16 protein-coding genes are annotated in these 14,497 nt (G+C 71.0%); 8 read left to right on the top strand and 8 right to left on the bottom strand.

The genetic code is table 11. From position 1 onward, the window contains the following. Nucleotides 1–152 precede the first annotated feature (152 nt). The gene (locus AB0M63_RS30045; RefSeq protein ID WP_366021644.1) at nucleotides 153–1,034 is read left to right on the top strand and encodes a hypothetical protein; all 882 of its coding nucleotides are present in this window, start codon (nucleotides 153–155) and stop codon (nucleotides 1,032–1,034) included. 48 nt (nucleotides 1,035–1,082) lie between these two features. Here the strand turns inward: AB0M63_RS30045 and AB0M63_RS30040 are convergent, their stop codons facing one another. Beyond that, the gene (locus AB0M63_RS30040; RefSeq protein WP_366021643.1) at nucleotides 1,083–1,988 is read right to left on the bottom strand and encodes an SDR family oxidoreductase; all 906 of its coding nucleotides are present in this window, start codon (nucleotides 1,986–1,988) and stop codon (nucleotides 1,083–1,085) included. Between the two features lies 1 nt (nucleotide 1,989). Next, nucleotides 1,990–2,748 carry an SDR family oxidoreductase gene (locus tag AB0M63_RS30035; RefSeq protein WP_366021642.1) on the bottom strand — a complete coding sequence of 253 codons (759 nt, stop codon included), beginning with the start codon at nucleotides 2,746–2,748 and terminating at the stop codon, nucleotides 1,990–1,992. 85 nt (nucleotides 2,749–2,833) lie between these two features. On the opposite strand from AB0M63_RS30035, the gene AB0M63_RS30030 reads away from it, so the two are divergent. The 4 genes from AB0M63_RS30030 to AB0M63_RS30015 are packed head-to-tail and all read left to right on the top strand — an operon-like array spanning nucleotide 2,834 to nucleotide 6,249. Beyond that, a complete protein-coding gene (locus tag AB0M63_RS30030; protein WP_366021641.1) occupies nucleotides 2,834–3,598 on the top strand; it encodes an enoyl-CoA hydratase family protein in 765 nt (254 codons plus the stop codon). Further along, the gene (locus AB0M63_RS30025; protein ID WP_355912438.1) at nucleotides 3,591–4,439 is read left to right on the top strand and encodes a CoA-transferase; all 849 of its coding nucleotides are present in this window, start codon (nucleotides 3,591–3,593) and stop codon (nucleotides 4,437–4,439) included. The genes AB0M63_RS30030 and AB0M63_RS30025 overlap by 8 nt, the downstream gene beginning before the upstream one ends. Beyond that, a complete protein-coding gene (locus AB0M63_RS30020; RefSeq protein WP_366021640.1) occupies nucleotides 4,439–5,197 on the top strand; it encodes a CoA-transferase in 759 nt (252 codons plus the stop codon). Before AB0M63_RS30025 ends, AB0M63_RS30020 begins: the two co-directional genes overlap by 1 nt. Beyond that, entirely contained in the window at nucleotides 5,197–6,249 is a 1,053-nt protein-coding gene (locus AB0M63_RS30015; RefSeq protein WP_366021639.1) for a nitronate monooxygenase, read from the top strand. Before AB0M63_RS30020 ends, AB0M63_RS30015 begins: the two co-directional genes overlap by 1 nt. Nucleotides 6,250–6,263: 14 nt before the next feature. Here the strand turns inward: AB0M63_RS30015 and AB0M63_RS30010 are convergent, their stop codons facing one another. From AB0M63_RS30010 to AB0M63_RS30000, 3 genes are read right to left on the bottom strand one after another with little or no spacing between them, the layout of a single operon-like run. Beyond that, on the bottom strand, nucleotides 6,264–7,421 hold the full coding sequence (locus AB0M63_RS30010) for an acetyl-CoA C-acetyltransferase (RefSeq protein WP_366021638.1): 1,158 nt from the start codon (nucleotides 7,419–7,421) through the stop codon (nucleotides 6,264–6,266). 26 nt (nucleotides 7,422–7,447) lie between these two features. Then, complete coding sequence (locus AB0M63_RS30005) at nucleotides 7,448–8,059, bottom strand: TetR/AcrR family transcriptional regulator (protein ID WP_366021637.1); 612 nt, start codon at nucleotides 8,057–8,059, stop codon at nucleotides 7,448–7,450. A gap of 45 nt (nucleotides 8,060–8,104) precedes the next feature. Continuing rightward, nucleotides 8,105–8,893 carry an SDR family oxidoreductase gene (locus AB0M63_RS30000; protein ID WP_366021636.1) on the bottom strand — a complete coding sequence of 263 codons (789 nt, stop codon included), beginning with the start codon at nucleotides 8,891–8,893 and terminating at the stop codon, nucleotides 8,105–8,107. Between the two features lie 60 nt (nucleotides 8,894–8,953). Between AB0M63_RS30000 and AB0M63_RS29995 the strand changes: the two genes are divergently transcribed. Together AB0M63_RS29995 and AB0M63_RS29990 are read left to right on the top strand one after the other, a co-directional pair. Next, complete coding sequence (locus AB0M63_RS29995; RefSeq protein WP_366021635.1) at nucleotides 8,954–10,093, top strand: acyl-CoA dehydrogenase family protein; 1,140 nt, start codon at nucleotides 8,954–8,956, stop codon at nucleotides 10,091–10,093. Further along, nucleotides 10,093–11,052, top strand: coding sequence for an acyl-CoA dehydrogenase family protein (locus AB0M63_RS29990; RefSeq protein ID WP_366021634.1), 960 nt, complete (start codon nucleotides 10,093–10,095; stop codon nucleotides 11,050–11,052). The genes AB0M63_RS29995 and AB0M63_RS29990 overlap by 1 nt, the downstream gene beginning before the upstream one ends. Here the strand turns inward: AB0M63_RS29990 and AB0M63_RS29985 are convergent. From AB0M63_RS29985 to AB0M63_RS29975, 3 genes are read right to left on the bottom strand one after another with little or no spacing between them, the layout of a single operon-like run. Beyond that, entirely contained in the window at nucleotides 11,027–12,676 is a 1,650-nt protein-coding gene (locus AB0M63_RS29985) for a cytochrome bc complex cytochrome b subunit (protein ID WP_366021633.1), read from the bottom strand. The two genes, AB0M63_RS29990 and AB0M63_RS29985, sit on opposite strands and share 26 nt — an antisense overlap. 55 nt (nucleotides 12,677–12,731) lie before the next feature. Then, complete coding sequence (locus AB0M63_RS29980; RefSeq protein WP_366021632.1) at nucleotides 12,732–13,295, bottom strand: HutD family protein; 564 nt, start codon at nucleotides 13,293–13,295, stop codon at nucleotides 12,732–12,734. Then, nucleotides 13,292–13,435, bottom strand: a complete 144-nt coding sequence (locus tag AB0M63_RS29975) for a hypothetical protein (protein WP_355912466.1) — start codon at nucleotides 13,433–13,435, stop codon at nucleotides 13,292–13,294. The genes AB0M63_RS29980 and AB0M63_RS29975 overlap by 4 nt, the downstream gene beginning before the upstream one ends. A 116-nt stretch (nucleotides 13,436–13,551) precedes the next feature. Here AB0M63_RS29975 and AB0M63_RS29970 point away from each other — a divergent pair, with 116 nt between their 5' ends. Further along, on the top strand, nucleotides 13,552–14,388 hold the full coding sequence (locus AB0M63_RS29970; RefSeq protein WP_355912469.1) for a chitosanase: 837 nt from the start codon (nucleotides 13,552–13,554) through the stop codon (nucleotides 14,386–14,388). Nucleotides 14,389–14,497 lie beyond the last annotated feature (109 nt).

The raw sequence follows: 14,497 nt of genomic DNA, 5'->3' as shown, positions 1-14,497 counted from the left end.
CCATTCTGTCAACGGAGTGAGTCGTCATCGTCGTCATCGCGGGGAGCATAGCCCTCGCCGCCGTGATCTGTCAGGGAAATATCGAGGGCCTGTATCCGCTCCCCTCGGCTTAGAGTGGTGGTGGGTTCAGGGCGTCTTTGGGGGTTGCGGACGTGGCGGACGACGGACCGGTCGAGCACGGCTTCCCGCATCTGGACACGGTGCGGGACGCCATCACCGCGCTCTACAAGCGGTTGTCCTACGACACCGTCCAGACGTTCGCGACCAGTGTGGCCCCCGTCGACGTGGCCTTCTGCGACACGGACGACCTGCATCTGGGGGCGCAGCGGGTGGCCCGCGAGATGGTCCGGCACTACCGGCTCCCCGACGCCCGGCCGATCGTCAGCTTCCGGGAGATGACCCATGCGGCGAACGTCGAACTCACCGCCGGGCCCGAGTACTTCATCGAGCTGAACGACCGGTTCCGCACCCATCGCCGGGACATCGGCGCGGCGCTCGCGCACGAGGTCATGCATGTCTATCTGCACCGCCTCGACCTGTCCTTCCCCGGCACCCGCGAGAACGAGATCCTCACGGACACGGCGGCGACCTATCTCGGGGCGGGGTGGCTGCTGCTGGACGCGTACAGGGAGGACTCGGCGTCCTCGCAGAAGCTCGGCTATCTCACGCCGGAGGAGTTCGGGTACGTCCTCGCCAAGCGGGCCCTGGTCTTCGGTGAGGATCCCTCGGTGTGGTTCACCAGCCCGCAGGCCTACACGGCGTACGGCAAGGGCATGGCCCGGGCCCGGCGCGACGAGCAGCAGCCTCCGCTGACGGCGGCGGGGTGGGCCGGGCGGCGCCGGTACGCCCACGACCGGCGGCACGCGCCCGGCGTCCAGACAGGCGTGCCGTACGCCTTCAGCGGGGACGAGCGGGGCAGCCTGCGGGTGTCCTTCCCGTGCCCCACCTGTCATCAGCGGATCAGGGTGCCGGTGCGGGGGAGGGTACGGGCGCGGTGTTCGCTGTGCCGGACGGTGTTGGAGTGCGACACGTAGGTCTGGGTGCCGGGTGCGTTCAGGTTGCCCGGTGCAAACCCCTCCCCCCTACGCCCCGTACACCGCCCCCGGCACCCCCGCCTCCGCCAACAGCTTCAACGCCGTCTCCCCCGCCTCCCCCGCACTCCACCGCGCCCCTTTGTCCGCGCTCGGCCCCGCCCGCCAGCCCTCCATCACGGTGATCCGGCCGCCCTCCGCCTCGAAGACCCGCCCGGTGACGCCCGCGCTCGCGGCGGAGCCGAGCCATACGACCAGCGGGGAGACGTTCTCCGGGGCCATCGCGTCGAAGCCGGAGTCGGGTGCCGTCATGGTCTCGGCGAATGTGCTTTCCGTCATGCGGGTGCGCGCGGCGGGGGCGATCGCGTTGACCTGGACGCCGTAGCGGGCCAGTTCGGCGGAGGCGACCAGGGTGAGGCCGATGATGCCGGCCTTGGCGGCGCTGTAGTTGCCCTGTCCGACCGAGCCCAACAGGCCTGCTCCGCTGCTGGTGTTGATGATCCGGGCGGTGGGTGTGCGACCAGCCTTGGTCTCGGCGCGCCAGTGCGCGGCGGCGTGTTTAAGGGGCAGGAAATGACCCTTGAGGTGGACACGCAGCACCGCGTCCCAGTCGTCCTCGTCGAGGTTGACGAGCATGCGGTCGCGCAGGTAACCCGCGTTGTTGACAAGGGTGTCGAGCCGGCCGTAGGTCTCCAGGGCGGTCGTCACCAGGGACGCGGCGCCCTCGGCCGTGGCGATGTCGCCGCCGTGGGCCACCGCCTCACCGCCCCTCGCGCGGATCTCGGCGACGACCCGCGCGGCCGGGCTGTCGGGGTCCGGGGTGCCGTCGAGGCCGACGCCGAGGTCGTTGACGACGACCCGGGCGCCCTCGGCGGCGAAGGCGAGGGCGTGGGCGCGGCCCAGGCCTCGGCCCGCGCCGGTGACGACGACGACCCGGCCGTCGCAGATTCGGCTCATCTCACGTCTCCTTGTTGGCGGTTGCGGCGTCCAGGAAGGCGGGCCGCTCCCCGCCCCCGTGGACCAGGAGGCTCGCCCCGCTGATGTAGGCGGCGGCGGGAGAGGCCAGGAAGACGGCGGCGGCGCCGATGTCGGTGGGGTCGGCAAGGCGGCCGAGCGGGACGGTGCGGGAGACGGCCGCGACGGCGTCCTCGCCGCCGTAGTGCAGGTGGGAGAGCTCCGTGCGGACCATGCCGACGACGAGTGTGTTGACGCGGATGTCCGGCGCCCACTCGACCGCCATCGAGCGGGCCAGGTTCTCCAGTCCGGCCTTGGCCGCGCCGTACGCCGCCGAACCGGGCGAGGGCCGGCTGCCACTGACGCTGCCGATCATCACGACCGAGCCCCCGGTCCGCTTGAGGTGGTCGTGGGCGGCGAGGGAGGCGGTGAGCGGGGCGAGGAGGTTCAACTCGATGATCCGCGCGTGGCGTTCGGCCTCCGCGTCGACGAGGGGGCGGTACGGCGCGCCGCCCGCGTTGTTGACGAGCACGTCGAGCCGGGGCAGGGCGGCGAAGAACTCCCTTACGGCGTCCGGGTTCCGGAGGTCGAGGGGCCTGAACTCCGTTCCCTCGACAGGCTTTTCGGGTGGTCTGCGCGCGCAGGTCAGCACCTCGGCACCAGCGTCCGCGAAGGCCCGCGCGATACCGGCGCCGACGCCTCGGGTGCCGCCGGTGACGAGGACGGTTCTCCCGGCGAGTGACCGGGCGTGCGAGTTATCCACAGGGCCTCCCGCTCTGAATCTCCGGCTGCTAGCTTCGAAGCATCGCACCTAACAAATGTTTGGTGGAAAGGTAGCTGATGCGTCCATGGGTGTCTCCACCTCCTTCGCGAACTCCTTCTCGGAAAAGGGGATTGCCGTCGTCACGGTCGACTTCCCGCCGGTGAACGCGCTGCCGGTGGACGGCTGGTTCGCGCTGGCCGACGCCGTGCGCGCGGCCGGCCGCGACCCGGGCGTGCGCTGTGTGGTGCTGGCGGCCGAGGGGCGGGGGTTCAACGCGGGAGTGGACATCAAGGAGATACAGGCGCGCGGGCAGTCGGCCCTGGTCGGGGTGAACCGGGGCTGTTTCGAGGCGTTCGCGGCGGTGTACGAGTGCGAGGTGCCCGTGGTGGCGGCGGTGCAGGGCTTCTGTCTGGGCGGGGGCATCGGGCTGGTGGGGAACGCGGACGTGATCGTGGCGAGCGAGGACGCCACCTTCGGGCTGCCCGAGCTCGACCGGGGAGCGCTGGGCGCCGCCACTCATCTGGCCCGGCTGGTCCCCCAGCATCTGATGCGCGCCCTGTACTACACCTCGCGCACGGCGACGGCGGCCGAGCTGCACGCGCACGGCTCGGTGTGGCGGGTCGTACCGCGCGCCGAACTGCTGTCCGCCGCGCTGGAGTTGGCGGCGGAGATAGCCGCCAAGGACGGTGAGCTGATCCGGCTCGCCAAGTCCGCGATCAACGGCATCGACCCCGTCGACGTCCGCCGCAGCTACCGCTTCGAGCAGGGCTTCACGTTCGAGGCGAGCGTCAGCGGGGTGGCCGACCGGGTCCGTGACACCTTCGGGCAGGAGGGCGCCGAGCGTGGCTGACAAGACGATGACCGCCGAGGAGGTCGTCTCCCGACTCGCGAGCGGCATGACCCTGGGCATCGGCGGCTGGGGTTCCCGGCGCAAGCCGATGTCACTGGTCAGAGCGCTGCTGCGGAGCGACATCGGCGATCTCACGCTGGTGTCGTACGGCGGCCCGGACGTCGGGATGCTGGTGGCGGCCGGCCGGGTCCGCAAGCTGGTGGCGCCCTTCGTCACCCTCGACTCCGTCCCGCTCGAACCGCACTACCGGGCGGCGCGTGAGCGCGGGGCGTTCGAGCTGACGGAGGTCGACGAGGGCATGTTCATGTGGGGCCTGCACGCGGCGGCGAACCGGCTGCCGTTCCTGCCGGTGCGCGCGGGCATCGGCTCGGACGTCATGCGGGTCAACCCAGGCCTGCGGACGGTCACTTCGCCGTACGACGACGGGGAGACCTTCGTGGCGATGCCGGCCCTGCGCCTCGACGCGGCCCTGGTGCACGTCAACCGCGCCGACCGGCTGGGCAACGGTCAGTATCTGGGCCCGGACCCGTACTTCGACGACCTGTTCTGCGAGGCGGCGGACGCGGCCTATGTCTCCTGCGAACGGATCGTGGACACGGCCGAGTTGACGAAGGAGGCGGCGCCACAGTCCCTGCTCGTCAAGCGGCTGAGCGTGACCGGGGTCGTCGAGGCTCCGGGCGGTGCCCACTTCACGTCGTGCGCTCCCGACCACGGCAGGGACGAGGAGTTCCAGCGGCTGTACGCGACGACGCCGTGGGCGGAGTTCGCCGAGCGCTTCCTCGCCGGTGACGAGGCGGCCTACCGGTCGGCGGTGCGCAACTGGCAGGAGGAGCAAGGGTGATGGAGCAGGAGATGGACGCGGAGATGGGCACGGACGTCCGGCGCTCCGAGTACTGCGTGATCGCCTGTGCCGAGGCCTGGCGTGACGCGGGCGAGATCCTGGCCAGCCCGATGGGGCTGATCCCGTCCGTCGGTGCCCGGCTCGCCCGGCTCACCTTCACCCCGGACCTGCTGCTGACCGATGGCGAGGCCCTGTTGGTCCGTCCGGACGGCACGCCCGAGGGCTGGTTGCCGTACCGGCAGCATCTGGCCCTGGTGTCCGGCGGACGGCGGCACGTGATGATGGGCGCGAGCCAGATCGACCGGTACGGCAACCAGAACATCTCGTGCGTCGGCGACTGGGCGCGGCCGAAGCGGCAGTTGCTCGGGGTGCGCGGGGCGCCGATCAACACCCTGAACAATCCGACGAGTTACTGGATACCCCGGCACTCCCCGCGGGTGTTCGTGGAGAAGGTCGACATGGTGTGCGGGGTGGGGTACGACCGGGTCGCCGCGCACCCGGGGACGGCCCGTTTCCACCGGATCCCGCGGGTCGTGTCCGATCTCGGTGTGTTCGACTTCGCGACCCCCGACCGTTCGATGCGGCTGGCCTCGCTGCATCCGGGGGTCACGGTGGAGCAGGTCCGGGAGGCGACCGGCTTCGAGCTGACCGTCCCGGACGAGGTGCCGTCGACCCGCGAACCCACCCCCGAGGAGCTGCGGTTGATCCGTGAGGTCGTCGACCCCTCGGACACCCGCCGCAGAGAGGTCGGCACCTGATGGAGACCGCGCTGACCCGGCTGGTCGGGGTCCGGCATCCGATCGTGCAGACGGGCATGGGCTGGGTGGCGGGACCACGCCTGGTGTCGGCCGCGGCGAACGCGGGCGCGCTGGGCATTCTGGCCTCCGCGACCATGGGCACCGACCGGCTGCGGGAGGCGGTCCGCGAGGTCAAGTCCCGTACGCAGGCGCCGTTCGGGGTGAATCTGCGCGCGGACGCGGCGGACGCCGGGGACCGGGTACGGATCATGATCGAGGAGGGCGTACGGGTCGCGTCCTTCGCGCTCGCTCCGTCCGCCGAGCTGATCGCCGAGCTGAAGGAGGCGGGGGTCGTCGTGATCCCGTCGATCGGGGCGCGGCGGCACGCGGAGAAGGTCGCGGCCTGGGGGGCGGACGCGGTGATCGTGCAGGGCGGGGAGGGCGGCGGGCACACCGGGGAGGTGGCGACGACGGTGTTGCTGCCGCAGGTCGTGGACGCGGTGGACATACCGGTCGTGGCGGCGGGCGGCTTCTTCGACGGACGGGGACTGGTCGCGGCGCTGGCGTACGGGGCGGCGGGCATCGCCATGGGCACGCGTTTCCTTCTCACCTCGGACTCGACGGTGCCGGACGCGGTGAAGGCGGCGTATCTCGCGGCGACGGTCAAGGACGTCACGGTCACACGGGCGGTGGACGGCCTGCCGCACCGCATGCTCCGCACGGAGTTGGTGGAGACGCTGGAGCGCTCCGGCCGCACGAGGGGTCTGTTCCAGGCGGTACGCCGGGCGGCGGGCTTCCGTCGGCTGTCCGGGCTGACCTGGCGTCGGATGATCCGTGACGGCCTCGCCATGAAGCACGGCAAGGAGCTGTCCTGGAGCCAGGTCCTGCTCGCCGCGAACACGCCGATGCTGCTCAAGGCGTCGATGGTGGACGGGCGGACGGATCTCGGTGTGATGGCCTCCGGACAGGTCGCCGGGGTGATCGACGACCTGCCGTCGTGCGCGGAGTTGGTGCAGCGGGTGATGAAGGAGGCCGAGGAGGTGCTGTGGGCGCTGGTCCGGGCCGACAGCTGAACCGGTCCGGCCCGTCAGAGCCGTTCGATGATGGTCACGTTGGCCTGGCCGCCGCCCTCGCACATCGTCTGGAGGCCGAACCGCCCGCCGGTGCGCTCCAGTTCGTGCAGGAGGGTGGTCATGAGTTTGACGCCGGTGGCGCCGAGGGGGTGGCCCAGCGCGATCGCGCCGCCGTTGACGTTGACCTTGTCGGGGTCCGCGCCCGTCTCCTTCAGCCAGGCGAGGACGACGGGCGCGAAGGCCTCGTTGATCTCGACGAGGTCGATGGCGTCGATGGTGAGGCCGGTCTTCTTCAGGGCGTGGGCGGTGGCCGGGATGGGGGCCGAGAGCATGCGGATCGGGTCCTCGCCCCGGACGGAGAGGTGGTGCACGCGGGCGCGGGGCGTCAACCCGTGCTCCCGCACCGCCCGTTCGGAGGCGAGCAGCATCGCGGCGGCGCCGTCGGAGACCTGGGAGGAGCAGGCGGCGGTGATGGTGCCGCCGTCGACGACCGGTTTCAGGCCGGCCATCTTCTCCAGGGAGGTGTCCCGGCGAGGGCCCTCGTCGACCGTCGCCGGGCCGTAGGCGACCGTCTCCCGCTCGAAGCGGCCCTCGTCGATGGCGCGCAGGGCCCGCCGGTGCGAGCGGAGCGCGAACTCCTCCTGGTCCTGCCTGGTGATCCCCCACTTCGCGGCGATCATCTCGGCCCCGGCGAACTGGTTGACGGGCTGCGCGCCGTACCGCGCGCGCCAGCCCTCGCTGCCGGCGAAGGGGCCCTCCGTGAGGCCGAGCGGTTCGGCGGCCCGGCGGGAGGCGAAGGCGATGGGGATCAGCGACATGTTCTGGACGCCCCCGGCGACGACCAGGTCCTGGGTGCCGGACAGGACACCCTGGGCCGCGAAGTGCACGGCCTGCTGCGAGGACCCGCACTGCCGGTCCACCGTCACGCCCGGCACCTCCTCGGGCAGCCCGGCCGCCAGCCAGGCGGTCCGCGCGATGTCCCCGGCCTGCGGCCCCACCGCGTCCAGACACCCGAAGACGACGTCCTCGACGGCTGCGGGATCGATCCCGGAGCGTGCGACCAGCGCCTGGAGCACATGCGCCCCGAGGTCGGCCGGATGCACCCCGCTCAGCCCTCCCCCGCGCCGCCCGACGGGCGTCCGGACCGCTTCGACGATATAGGCCTCGGCCATGTCAACTCCCCATACTGACCCGTGAGTTACGTGCGTACGGCGATCCCGTCCAGCACCATCGACAGGTACTGCCGGGCGATCTCCTCCGCGCTGTGCTGTCCGCCGGGCCGATACCAGGACGCGGCGACCCACACGGTGTCGCGCACGAACCGGTAGGTGAGCCGGACGTCGAGGTCGGCCCGGAAGACCCGGGCGGCGACCCCGCGCTCCAGCGTGGACAGCCACGCCTTCTCGAACTTGCGCTGCGACTCGGCGAGGAACGCGAACCGCTCCTGCGCGACCAGGTGCTTGCTCTCCTTCTGGTAGATCGCGACGGCGGCACGGTGCCGGTCGATCTCCCGGAACGACTCGGTGACCAGGGCCTCAAGCGTCTCTCGCGGACTCAACTCGGCGTCCAGGACGGTGTCGTAGCCGCCCCACAGCTCGTCGAGGAAGGTCCGCAGGATCTCCTCCAGCATCGATTCCTTGGAGTCGAAGTGGTAGTAGAGGCTGCCCGCGAGCATGCCCGCGTGGTCCGCGATCTTCCGTACGGTGGTGGCGTTGTACCCCTGTTCGGCGAAGACCTCGGCCGCCGTGTCGAGGAGTTCACGACGGCGGGCCGGGGCGGCGGTCACCGGGGGCTTCTTCTTGGTCGGCACGGGACCATTGTCGCGCCACCGCCCCGGCCTCCTGTGCCACCGCCGCTACGCATGCTGGCTGCTCACGGAGACGACCTCGCCCGTCATGTACGAGGAGTAGTCCGAGGCCAGGAACACGATCACGTTAGCCACCTCCCAGGGCTCGGCGTACCGGCCGAAGGCCTCGCGCGCGGTGAGTTCCGCCAGCAGCTCCGGCGTCGTCACCTTCACGAGGTGCGGGTGCATGGCGAGGCTCGGCGAGACCGCGTTGACCCGCACGCCGTACTCGGCGGCCTCGATCGCCGCGCACCGGGTCAGCGCCATCACCCCCGCCTTGGCCGCCGCGTAGTGCGCCTGCCCGGCCTGGGCGCGCCAGCCGACGACGGAGGCGTTGTTGACGATCACGCCGCCGCCGGTCCTACGCATGGCGCGCAGGGCGGCGCGGGTGCAGCGGAAGGTGCCGTTCAACGTCACGTCCAGCACCTTCGACCACTGCTCGTCGCTCATGTCGACGAGGTCCGAAGTGCCGCCCAGGCCCGCGTTGTTGACGACGACGTCCAGGCGTCCGTGGGCCGCGACAGCCGCGTCGAACAGGGCCCGCACCTGTGCCTCGTCGGTGACGTCGCACGCCAGCGCGGCCACCGCCCCGGCGCCGAACTCCCCGGCCAGCTCGGCCTCGTACTCCTTCAGCCGCCGCGTGTGCGCGTCGCTGATCAGCACGCGGGCGCCCTCCTGGAGGAAGCGGCGCGCGGTGGCCCCGCCGATGCCCGCGCCGGCGGCGGCGGTGACGACGGCGGTGCGCCCCTTCAGCAGCCCGTGCCCGGGGACGTATGCCGGACTCTCGACGCCTGTCATACCGCCACGCTAACCTACCAAACACTTGTTAGGGAAGATTGAGGGAAGGAGGGGCGGTCCATGGATCTCGACCTCACGCCCGGCCAGGAGGCGTTCCGCGCCGAGGCCCGCGCCTGGCTGCGGACGCATGTGCCGGCCACCCCGCTCCCCTCCCTCGAAACCGAGGAGGGCTTCGCCGCCCACCGCGTCTGGGAGGCCCGACTCGCCGCGGACCGCTGGTCGGTGGTGTCCTGGCCCGAGGAGTACGGCGGGCGGGGTGCGGACATCGTGCGATGGCTGGTCTTCGAGGAGGAGTACTACGCGGCGGGCGCGCCGGGCCGGGTCGGCCAGAACGGCATCAACCTGCTCGCCCCGACCCTCTTCGACCACGGCACGCCGGAGCAGCGGGCGCGTGTGCTGCCTTCGATGGCGACCGGCGAGGTGGTGTGGGCGCAGGCGTGGTCGGAGCCGGAGGCGGGTTCGGACCTGGCGTCGCTCACCTCGCGGGCGGTGCGCACGGAGGGGGGCTGGTTGCTGAGCGGGCAGAAGACCTGGTCGTCCCGCGCGGCCTTCGCGGACCGCGCGTTCGGCCTGTTCCGCAGCGAGCCGGACACCCCGAAACCCCACCAGGGCCTCAGCTACCTGATGTTCGACCTGCGCGCACCCGGTGTCACGGTCCGCCCGATCGGCCGCCTCGACGGCAGGCCGGCCTTCGCCGAGCTCTTCCTGGACGAGGTGTTCGTGCCCGACGAGGACGTGATCGGCGAACCGGGCCAGGGCTGGCGGGTCGCCATGTCGACAGCTGGCAACGAACGTGGGCTCACCCTCCGCTCCCCCGGCCGCTTCCTCGCCGCCGCCGACCGCCTCCTCGACCTCTGGCGCACGCAGGGCAGTTCACAGTCGACGAGTGACCGGGTGGCGGACGCGATGATCGGCGCCCGCGCCTATCAACTCTTCACCTACGCCAACGCCTCCCGTTTCCTCGACGGCGAGTCCATCGGCCCGGAGTCCAGCCTGAACAAGGTCTTCTGGTCCGAGTACGACATAGCCCTGCACGAAACGGCCCTCGATCTCCTGGGCGCGGAAGGCGAGTTGACGGCCACCGACTGGTCGGACGGCTATGTCTTCGCCCTCGCGGGCCCCATCTACGCCGGCACGAACGAGATCCAGCGCGACATCATCGCCGAGCGCCTGCTCGGCCTGCCGAAGGGCCGCCGCTGATGCGCTTCCTCCTGGACACCGAACAGCGCGCGTTCGCCGACTCGTTGAACGCGATGCTCACGGCCGCGGACACGCCGTCGGTCATACGGTCCTGGAGCCGCGGCGACCACGCGAGCGGGCGGGCGTTGTGGCGCCGTATCGCGGGGGCGGGGGTGTTCGCACTGGCGGTGCCCGAGGCCTACGAGGGCCTGGGCGCGCGTCCGGTCGAACTCGCCGTGGCCTTCGTGGAGTTGGGGCGGCACGCGGTACCGGGGCCGCTGGTGGAGACGGTCATGGCAGCCGCGCTGCTGTCCGCACCGGGTCTCGCCAAGCGCCTGTTGCCCTCGCTGGCGTCGGGCGAGGCCATGGCCACGGCGGCGCCGGCGGGGTCGTACGCGCTGGACGGTGATGTGGCGACGACGCGCCTGACCTGGGACCCCGACGGTCTGCGTATGGCCTCCGGGCACGGGCCGGTGCGGGCCTCCCTGGACCCCGCGCGCCGCCTGACCCGTCTGCTCCCGGGCGGCGAACTCCTCACCCCGGAGCCGCCCGCCGCCCACGCCCTCACCTGGGCCCGGCTCGCCACCACCGCCCAAGCGCTCGGTGTCGGGCTCGCCCTGCTCGACAGGACCGTCGAGTACGTCAAGCGGCGCAGCCAATTCGGGGTGGTCATCGGCTCGTTCCAGGCGGTGAAGCATCAACTGGCCGATGCGAAGATCGCGTTGGAGTTCGCGCGGCCCCTCCTCTTCGGGGCCGCGCTCAGCATGACGGAGTCGGACGTGGCGGCCGCGAAGGTCGCGGCGTGCGAGGCCGCGTACGCGACGGCTCGTACGGCGCTTCAACTGCACGGTGCGATCGGTTACACCGCCGAGTACGACCTGTCGTTGTGGCTGACCAAGGCCCGTGCGCTGCGCGGCGCTTGGGGTGACCCGGCCACGTGCAGAGCGGCCGTGCTCAGTGGTGGTGGTCGCCGCTGGTGAGTTCCTTGTACTCCTCGACCGTCGGCTTGGGGATCCGGGTCTCGGGTCCGAACATCGCCTTGGCGAGCCGGGCCCGTACCCGCTGCCCGCCCTTGACCTGCCGCCGCACACCGTTCGCGTCGACGAGCGGGCCGATGGCGTACGGGGGCTCCTGCTCGTGCTGGGTGAGTCTGAACAGCTCGTCCTGCGCGAGGGGTTCGTGGACCTCGATGTACTCGCCGTGCGGCAGCATCTTGATGAGGCCGGACTCACGGCCGTGCAGGACCTTGTCGCGGTCCCGGCGCTGGAGTCCCATGCAGATCCGTTTGGTGGCGATGAAGGCGACCACGGGCATCACGAAGAAGGAGATCCGTACGAACCAGGTGATCGCGTTGATCGACAGATTCAGGTGGGTGGCGACCACGTCGTTGCCGCCGCCGATCAGCAGCACGCCGTACAGGCTGAGCCAGGCCACCCCGAGCCCGGTGCGCACGGGCATGTTGCGCGGCCGGTCCAGGATGTGGTGTTCGCGTTTGTCGCCGGTGATCCAGGACTCGATGAAGGGGTAGGCGCCGATGGCGGCGAGGATCAGCGGGAAGAGCGTGAAGGGGATGAAGACACCCAACTCCAGTGTGTGGCCCCAGGCGTTGAGCTCCCATCCCGGCATCACCCGGATCAGTCCCTCGGAGAAGCCGAGATACCAGTCGGGCTGGGCGCCGGTCGTCACCAGGTCGGGGCGGTAGGGCCCGAAGGCCCACACGGGGTTGATGCTGGCGATCCCGCCCATGACGGCGAGCACCCCGAAGACGAGGAAGAAGAAGCCGCCCGCCTTGGCCATGTAGACGGGCAGGAAGGGCATGCCGACCACGCTCTTCTGGTCGCGTCCGGGCCCGGGGTACTGCGTGTGCTTGTGGTAGAAGACCAGGATCAGATGCGCGACCACCAGGCCCAGCATGATCCCGGGCAGCACCAGGACATGGATCGGGAAGAGCCGCGAGATGATGTCGTGGCCCGGGAACTCCCCGCCGAACAGGAACATCGAGATGTACGTGCCGACGATCGGTACGGACAGGATCGCGCCGTCGGCGAACCGGATACCGGTGCCGGAGAGCAGGTCGTCGGGGAGCGAGTAGCCGGTCAGGCCGGTGATGATGCCGAGGAACAACAGGGTCCAGCCGAACACCCAGTTGAGCTCGCGCGGCTTGCGGTACGCGCCGGTGAAGAACACCCGCATCATGTGGATGAGCATGCCGGCGATGAAGACGACGGCCGCCCAGTGATGGATCTGCCGGATCAGCAGCCCGCCGCGCACGTCGAAGCTGATGTCGAGCGTGGACTCGAACGCGCGGGTCATCGGGATGCCGTTCAACGGCGTGTACGAGCCGTGGTAGATGACCTCGACACCGCTCGGCTCGAAGAACAGGGTGAGATAGACGCCGGTGAGGATCAGGATGATGAAGCTGTAGAGGCAGATCTCGCCCAGCATGAAGGACCAGTGGTCCGGGAAGACCTTGCGCATATTGGCCTTGGCCAGCGCGTACAGCCCGAGCCGTCCGTCCGCCCAGTCGGCGAGCTTCTCCCCTTTGCCGGCCGCCTCCGGCCGCGCGGTGCCCACCGCTCCGTTCACCGATCGTGCGCCGTCCATACGTTTGGCCGCCCCTCCCCGTCGGATCACCCCACAGGGTGTCACGGGGTCGTGACTATGCCAACGGTGCGTCAGCGGGCGGCAGTGGCAATCCGATCACGGCGCTGCGGCCCAGCGCGTGCAGCACCGCTTCTTCGCCCAACTGCACTGCGTCGTACGGCCTGAGAGTCATTCCGGCAACCTCCGCGCTCCCGTCGAGCGCCACGACCAGGGTGTCCGAACGCAGCCGCAGCCGCCCTCGGACGACGGCCACCGTGGGGGCCGTGGCGGCCGCACTCCTGCGCCACATGACGTTGAGGTTGACGACCGGGCCGTCCAACAGCCGGCAGTCGGTCGGTACGTCGCCTCTGAAGTCCCTTGGTGAGTAACGGGTGTTGACTAGGTGCCGGGTGCCGTCGACGGTGAGGTCCATGCCGGCGCCCTCGACGACGGTCAGGGTCCGGTCGACGTCGGGGAAGGCGGAGAACGGACCGTCCGCGCCGACCTCGGCCAGGCTCACCCGCCAGCCGAAGTCGTCCATGCCCGAGCCCTCGGGCCAGGCGGCGATCTCGCGGGTGACACCGCCACCGTTCTTCCAGGGCACGGCGGTTCGCGCCGAGGCGGGCAGGGCGCGGGTCATCCGACGATCCCCCGCTCCCGCGCCGTCGCCGGCCACTGCGGGAACTCGCCCGCCGGCCGGTCGTACAACTCGGCGCTCTTGTACAGGCTGACCAGCGCGGGCGTGGTCTTCTCGACCTTGCTGAGCGAGATCGCGGCCACAGGCGCTCCCTTCGGATCACGGCGAAAGGATCGAGATTACGCCATGGAGGTTTGGCGGTCTCGATGTCCGCCCAACCCCCGGCATAAGGGACGTAACCGCCCCTAGGCTGGGGGCCATGAAACGCGTCGGCGCCCTGATGCTCGCCGCCGTACCCGTCGCCATCGCCGCGACGGCCTACGGCTTCTCTCCCACCGCCCACGACGACCCGCGCCCCGCGCACCCGGCCGCCGCGGCGCAACGGAGAGCACCGGAGGGCCTGGCCGCGCCGGCCATGAAGAACCTCGCGCAGGAACTGGTGGCCAGCGCCGAGAACTCGACGCTGAACTGGCGCAGCGCGTACGCCTACGTCCAGGACATCGGTGACGGCCAGGGCTACACCGCGGGCATCATCGGTTTCTGCACCGGCACCCACGACCTGCTCGTCCTCGTCGAGCACTACACCGCCGCCCACCCCGACAACGGTCTCGCCCGCTACCTCCCCGCGCTGCGCGCGGTCGACGGCACGGACTCGCACCAGGGCCTGGACCCCGGCTTCCCGGCCGCCTGGCGCGCCGAGGCGGAGGTCCCCGCGTTCCAGGAGGCGCAGGACGCGGAGCGCGACCGTATCTACTTCGACCCGGCGGTCGCCGCCGCGAAGCGCGACGGCCTGGGCCCGCTCGGGCAGTTCATCTACTACGACGCGATGGTCTTCCACGGGCCGGGAACGGACGGCTTCTACGGCATCCGGGAGCGCGCGACGGAGCGGGCCAAGCCTCCTGCCGAAGGGGGCTCCGAGCAGGCCTACTTGAGTGCCTTCCTCGATGTCCGCAGGGCCACGATGCGGGCGAAGCATCCCGGGATCGACACCTCGCGCATCGACACGGCGCAGCGGAAGTTCCTGGAGGAGGGGAACCTGGACCTGCGGACGCCGTTGGTGTGGAAGGTGTACGGGGAGACGTACCGGGTGCCGTGAAAATGCCGCGGCGCCCGCCCAGGTCCGGTCGGGGACAGGGCAAGCGCCGCGGAGTGTTCCGTACGCCGTTGTACGGGACGTCTGTTGAGGGGGTTCCCTCTGAGGAGGA

The organism is Streptomyces sp. NPDC051576, from assembly GCF_040681835.1.
GTDB lineage: Bacteria > Actinomycetota > Actinomycetes > Streptomycetales > Streptomycetaceae > Streptomyces.
Note: the sequence above shows the minus strand (reverse complement) of the source record. Positions and strands in the feature narration are given on the sequence as shown.

Excerpts from the sequence above, each read along its gene's own strand:
- AB0M63_RS30040 (WP_366021643.1), bottom strand. The coding sequence starts at position 1,988 with ATGAGCCGAATCTGCGACGGCCGGGTCGTCGTCGTCACCGGCGCGGGC.
- AB0M63_RS30030 (WP_366021641.1), top strand. The coding sequence starts at position 2,834 with ATGGGTGTCTCCACCTCCTTCGCGAACTCCTTCTCGGAAAAGGGGATT.
- AB0M63_RS30020 (WP_366021640.1), top strand. The coding sequence starts at position 4,439 with ATGGAGCAGGAGATGGACGCGGAGATGGGCACGGACGTCCGGCGCTCC.
- AB0M63_RS30015 (WP_366021639.1), top strand. The coding sequence starts at position 5,197 with ATGGAGACCGCGCTGACCCGGCTGGTCGGGGTCCGGCATCCGATCGTG.
- AB0M63_RS30010 (WP_366021638.1), bottom strand. The coding sequence starts at position 7,421 with ATGGCCGAGGCCTATATCGTCGAAGCGGTCCGGACGCCCGTCGGGCGG.
- AB0M63_RS30000 (WP_366021636.1), bottom strand. The coding sequence starts at position 8,893 with ATGACAGGCGTCGAGAGTCCGGCATACGTCCCCGGGCACGGGCTGCTG.
- AB0M63_RS29995 (WP_366021635.1), top strand. The coding sequence starts at position 8,954 with ATGGATCTCGACCTCACGCCCGGCCAGGAGGCGTTCCGCGCCGAGGCC.
- AB0M63_RS29990 (WP_366021634.1), top strand. The coding sequence starts at position 10,093 with ATGCGCTTCCTCCTGGACACCGAACAGCGCGCGTTCGCCGACTCGTTG.
- AB0M63_RS29985 (WP_366021633.1), bottom strand. The coding sequence starts at position 12,676 with ATGGACGGCGCACGATCGGTGAACGGAGCGGTGGGCACCGCGCGGCCG.
- AB0M63_RS29980 (WP_366021632.1), bottom strand. The coding sequence starts at position 13,295 with ATGACCCGCGCCCTGCCCGCCTCGGCGCGAACCGCCGTGCCCTGGAAG.
- AB0M63_RS29970 (WP_355912469.1), top strand. The coding sequence starts at position 13,552 with ATGAAACGCGTCGGCGCCCTGATGCTCGCCGCCGTACCCGTCGCCATC.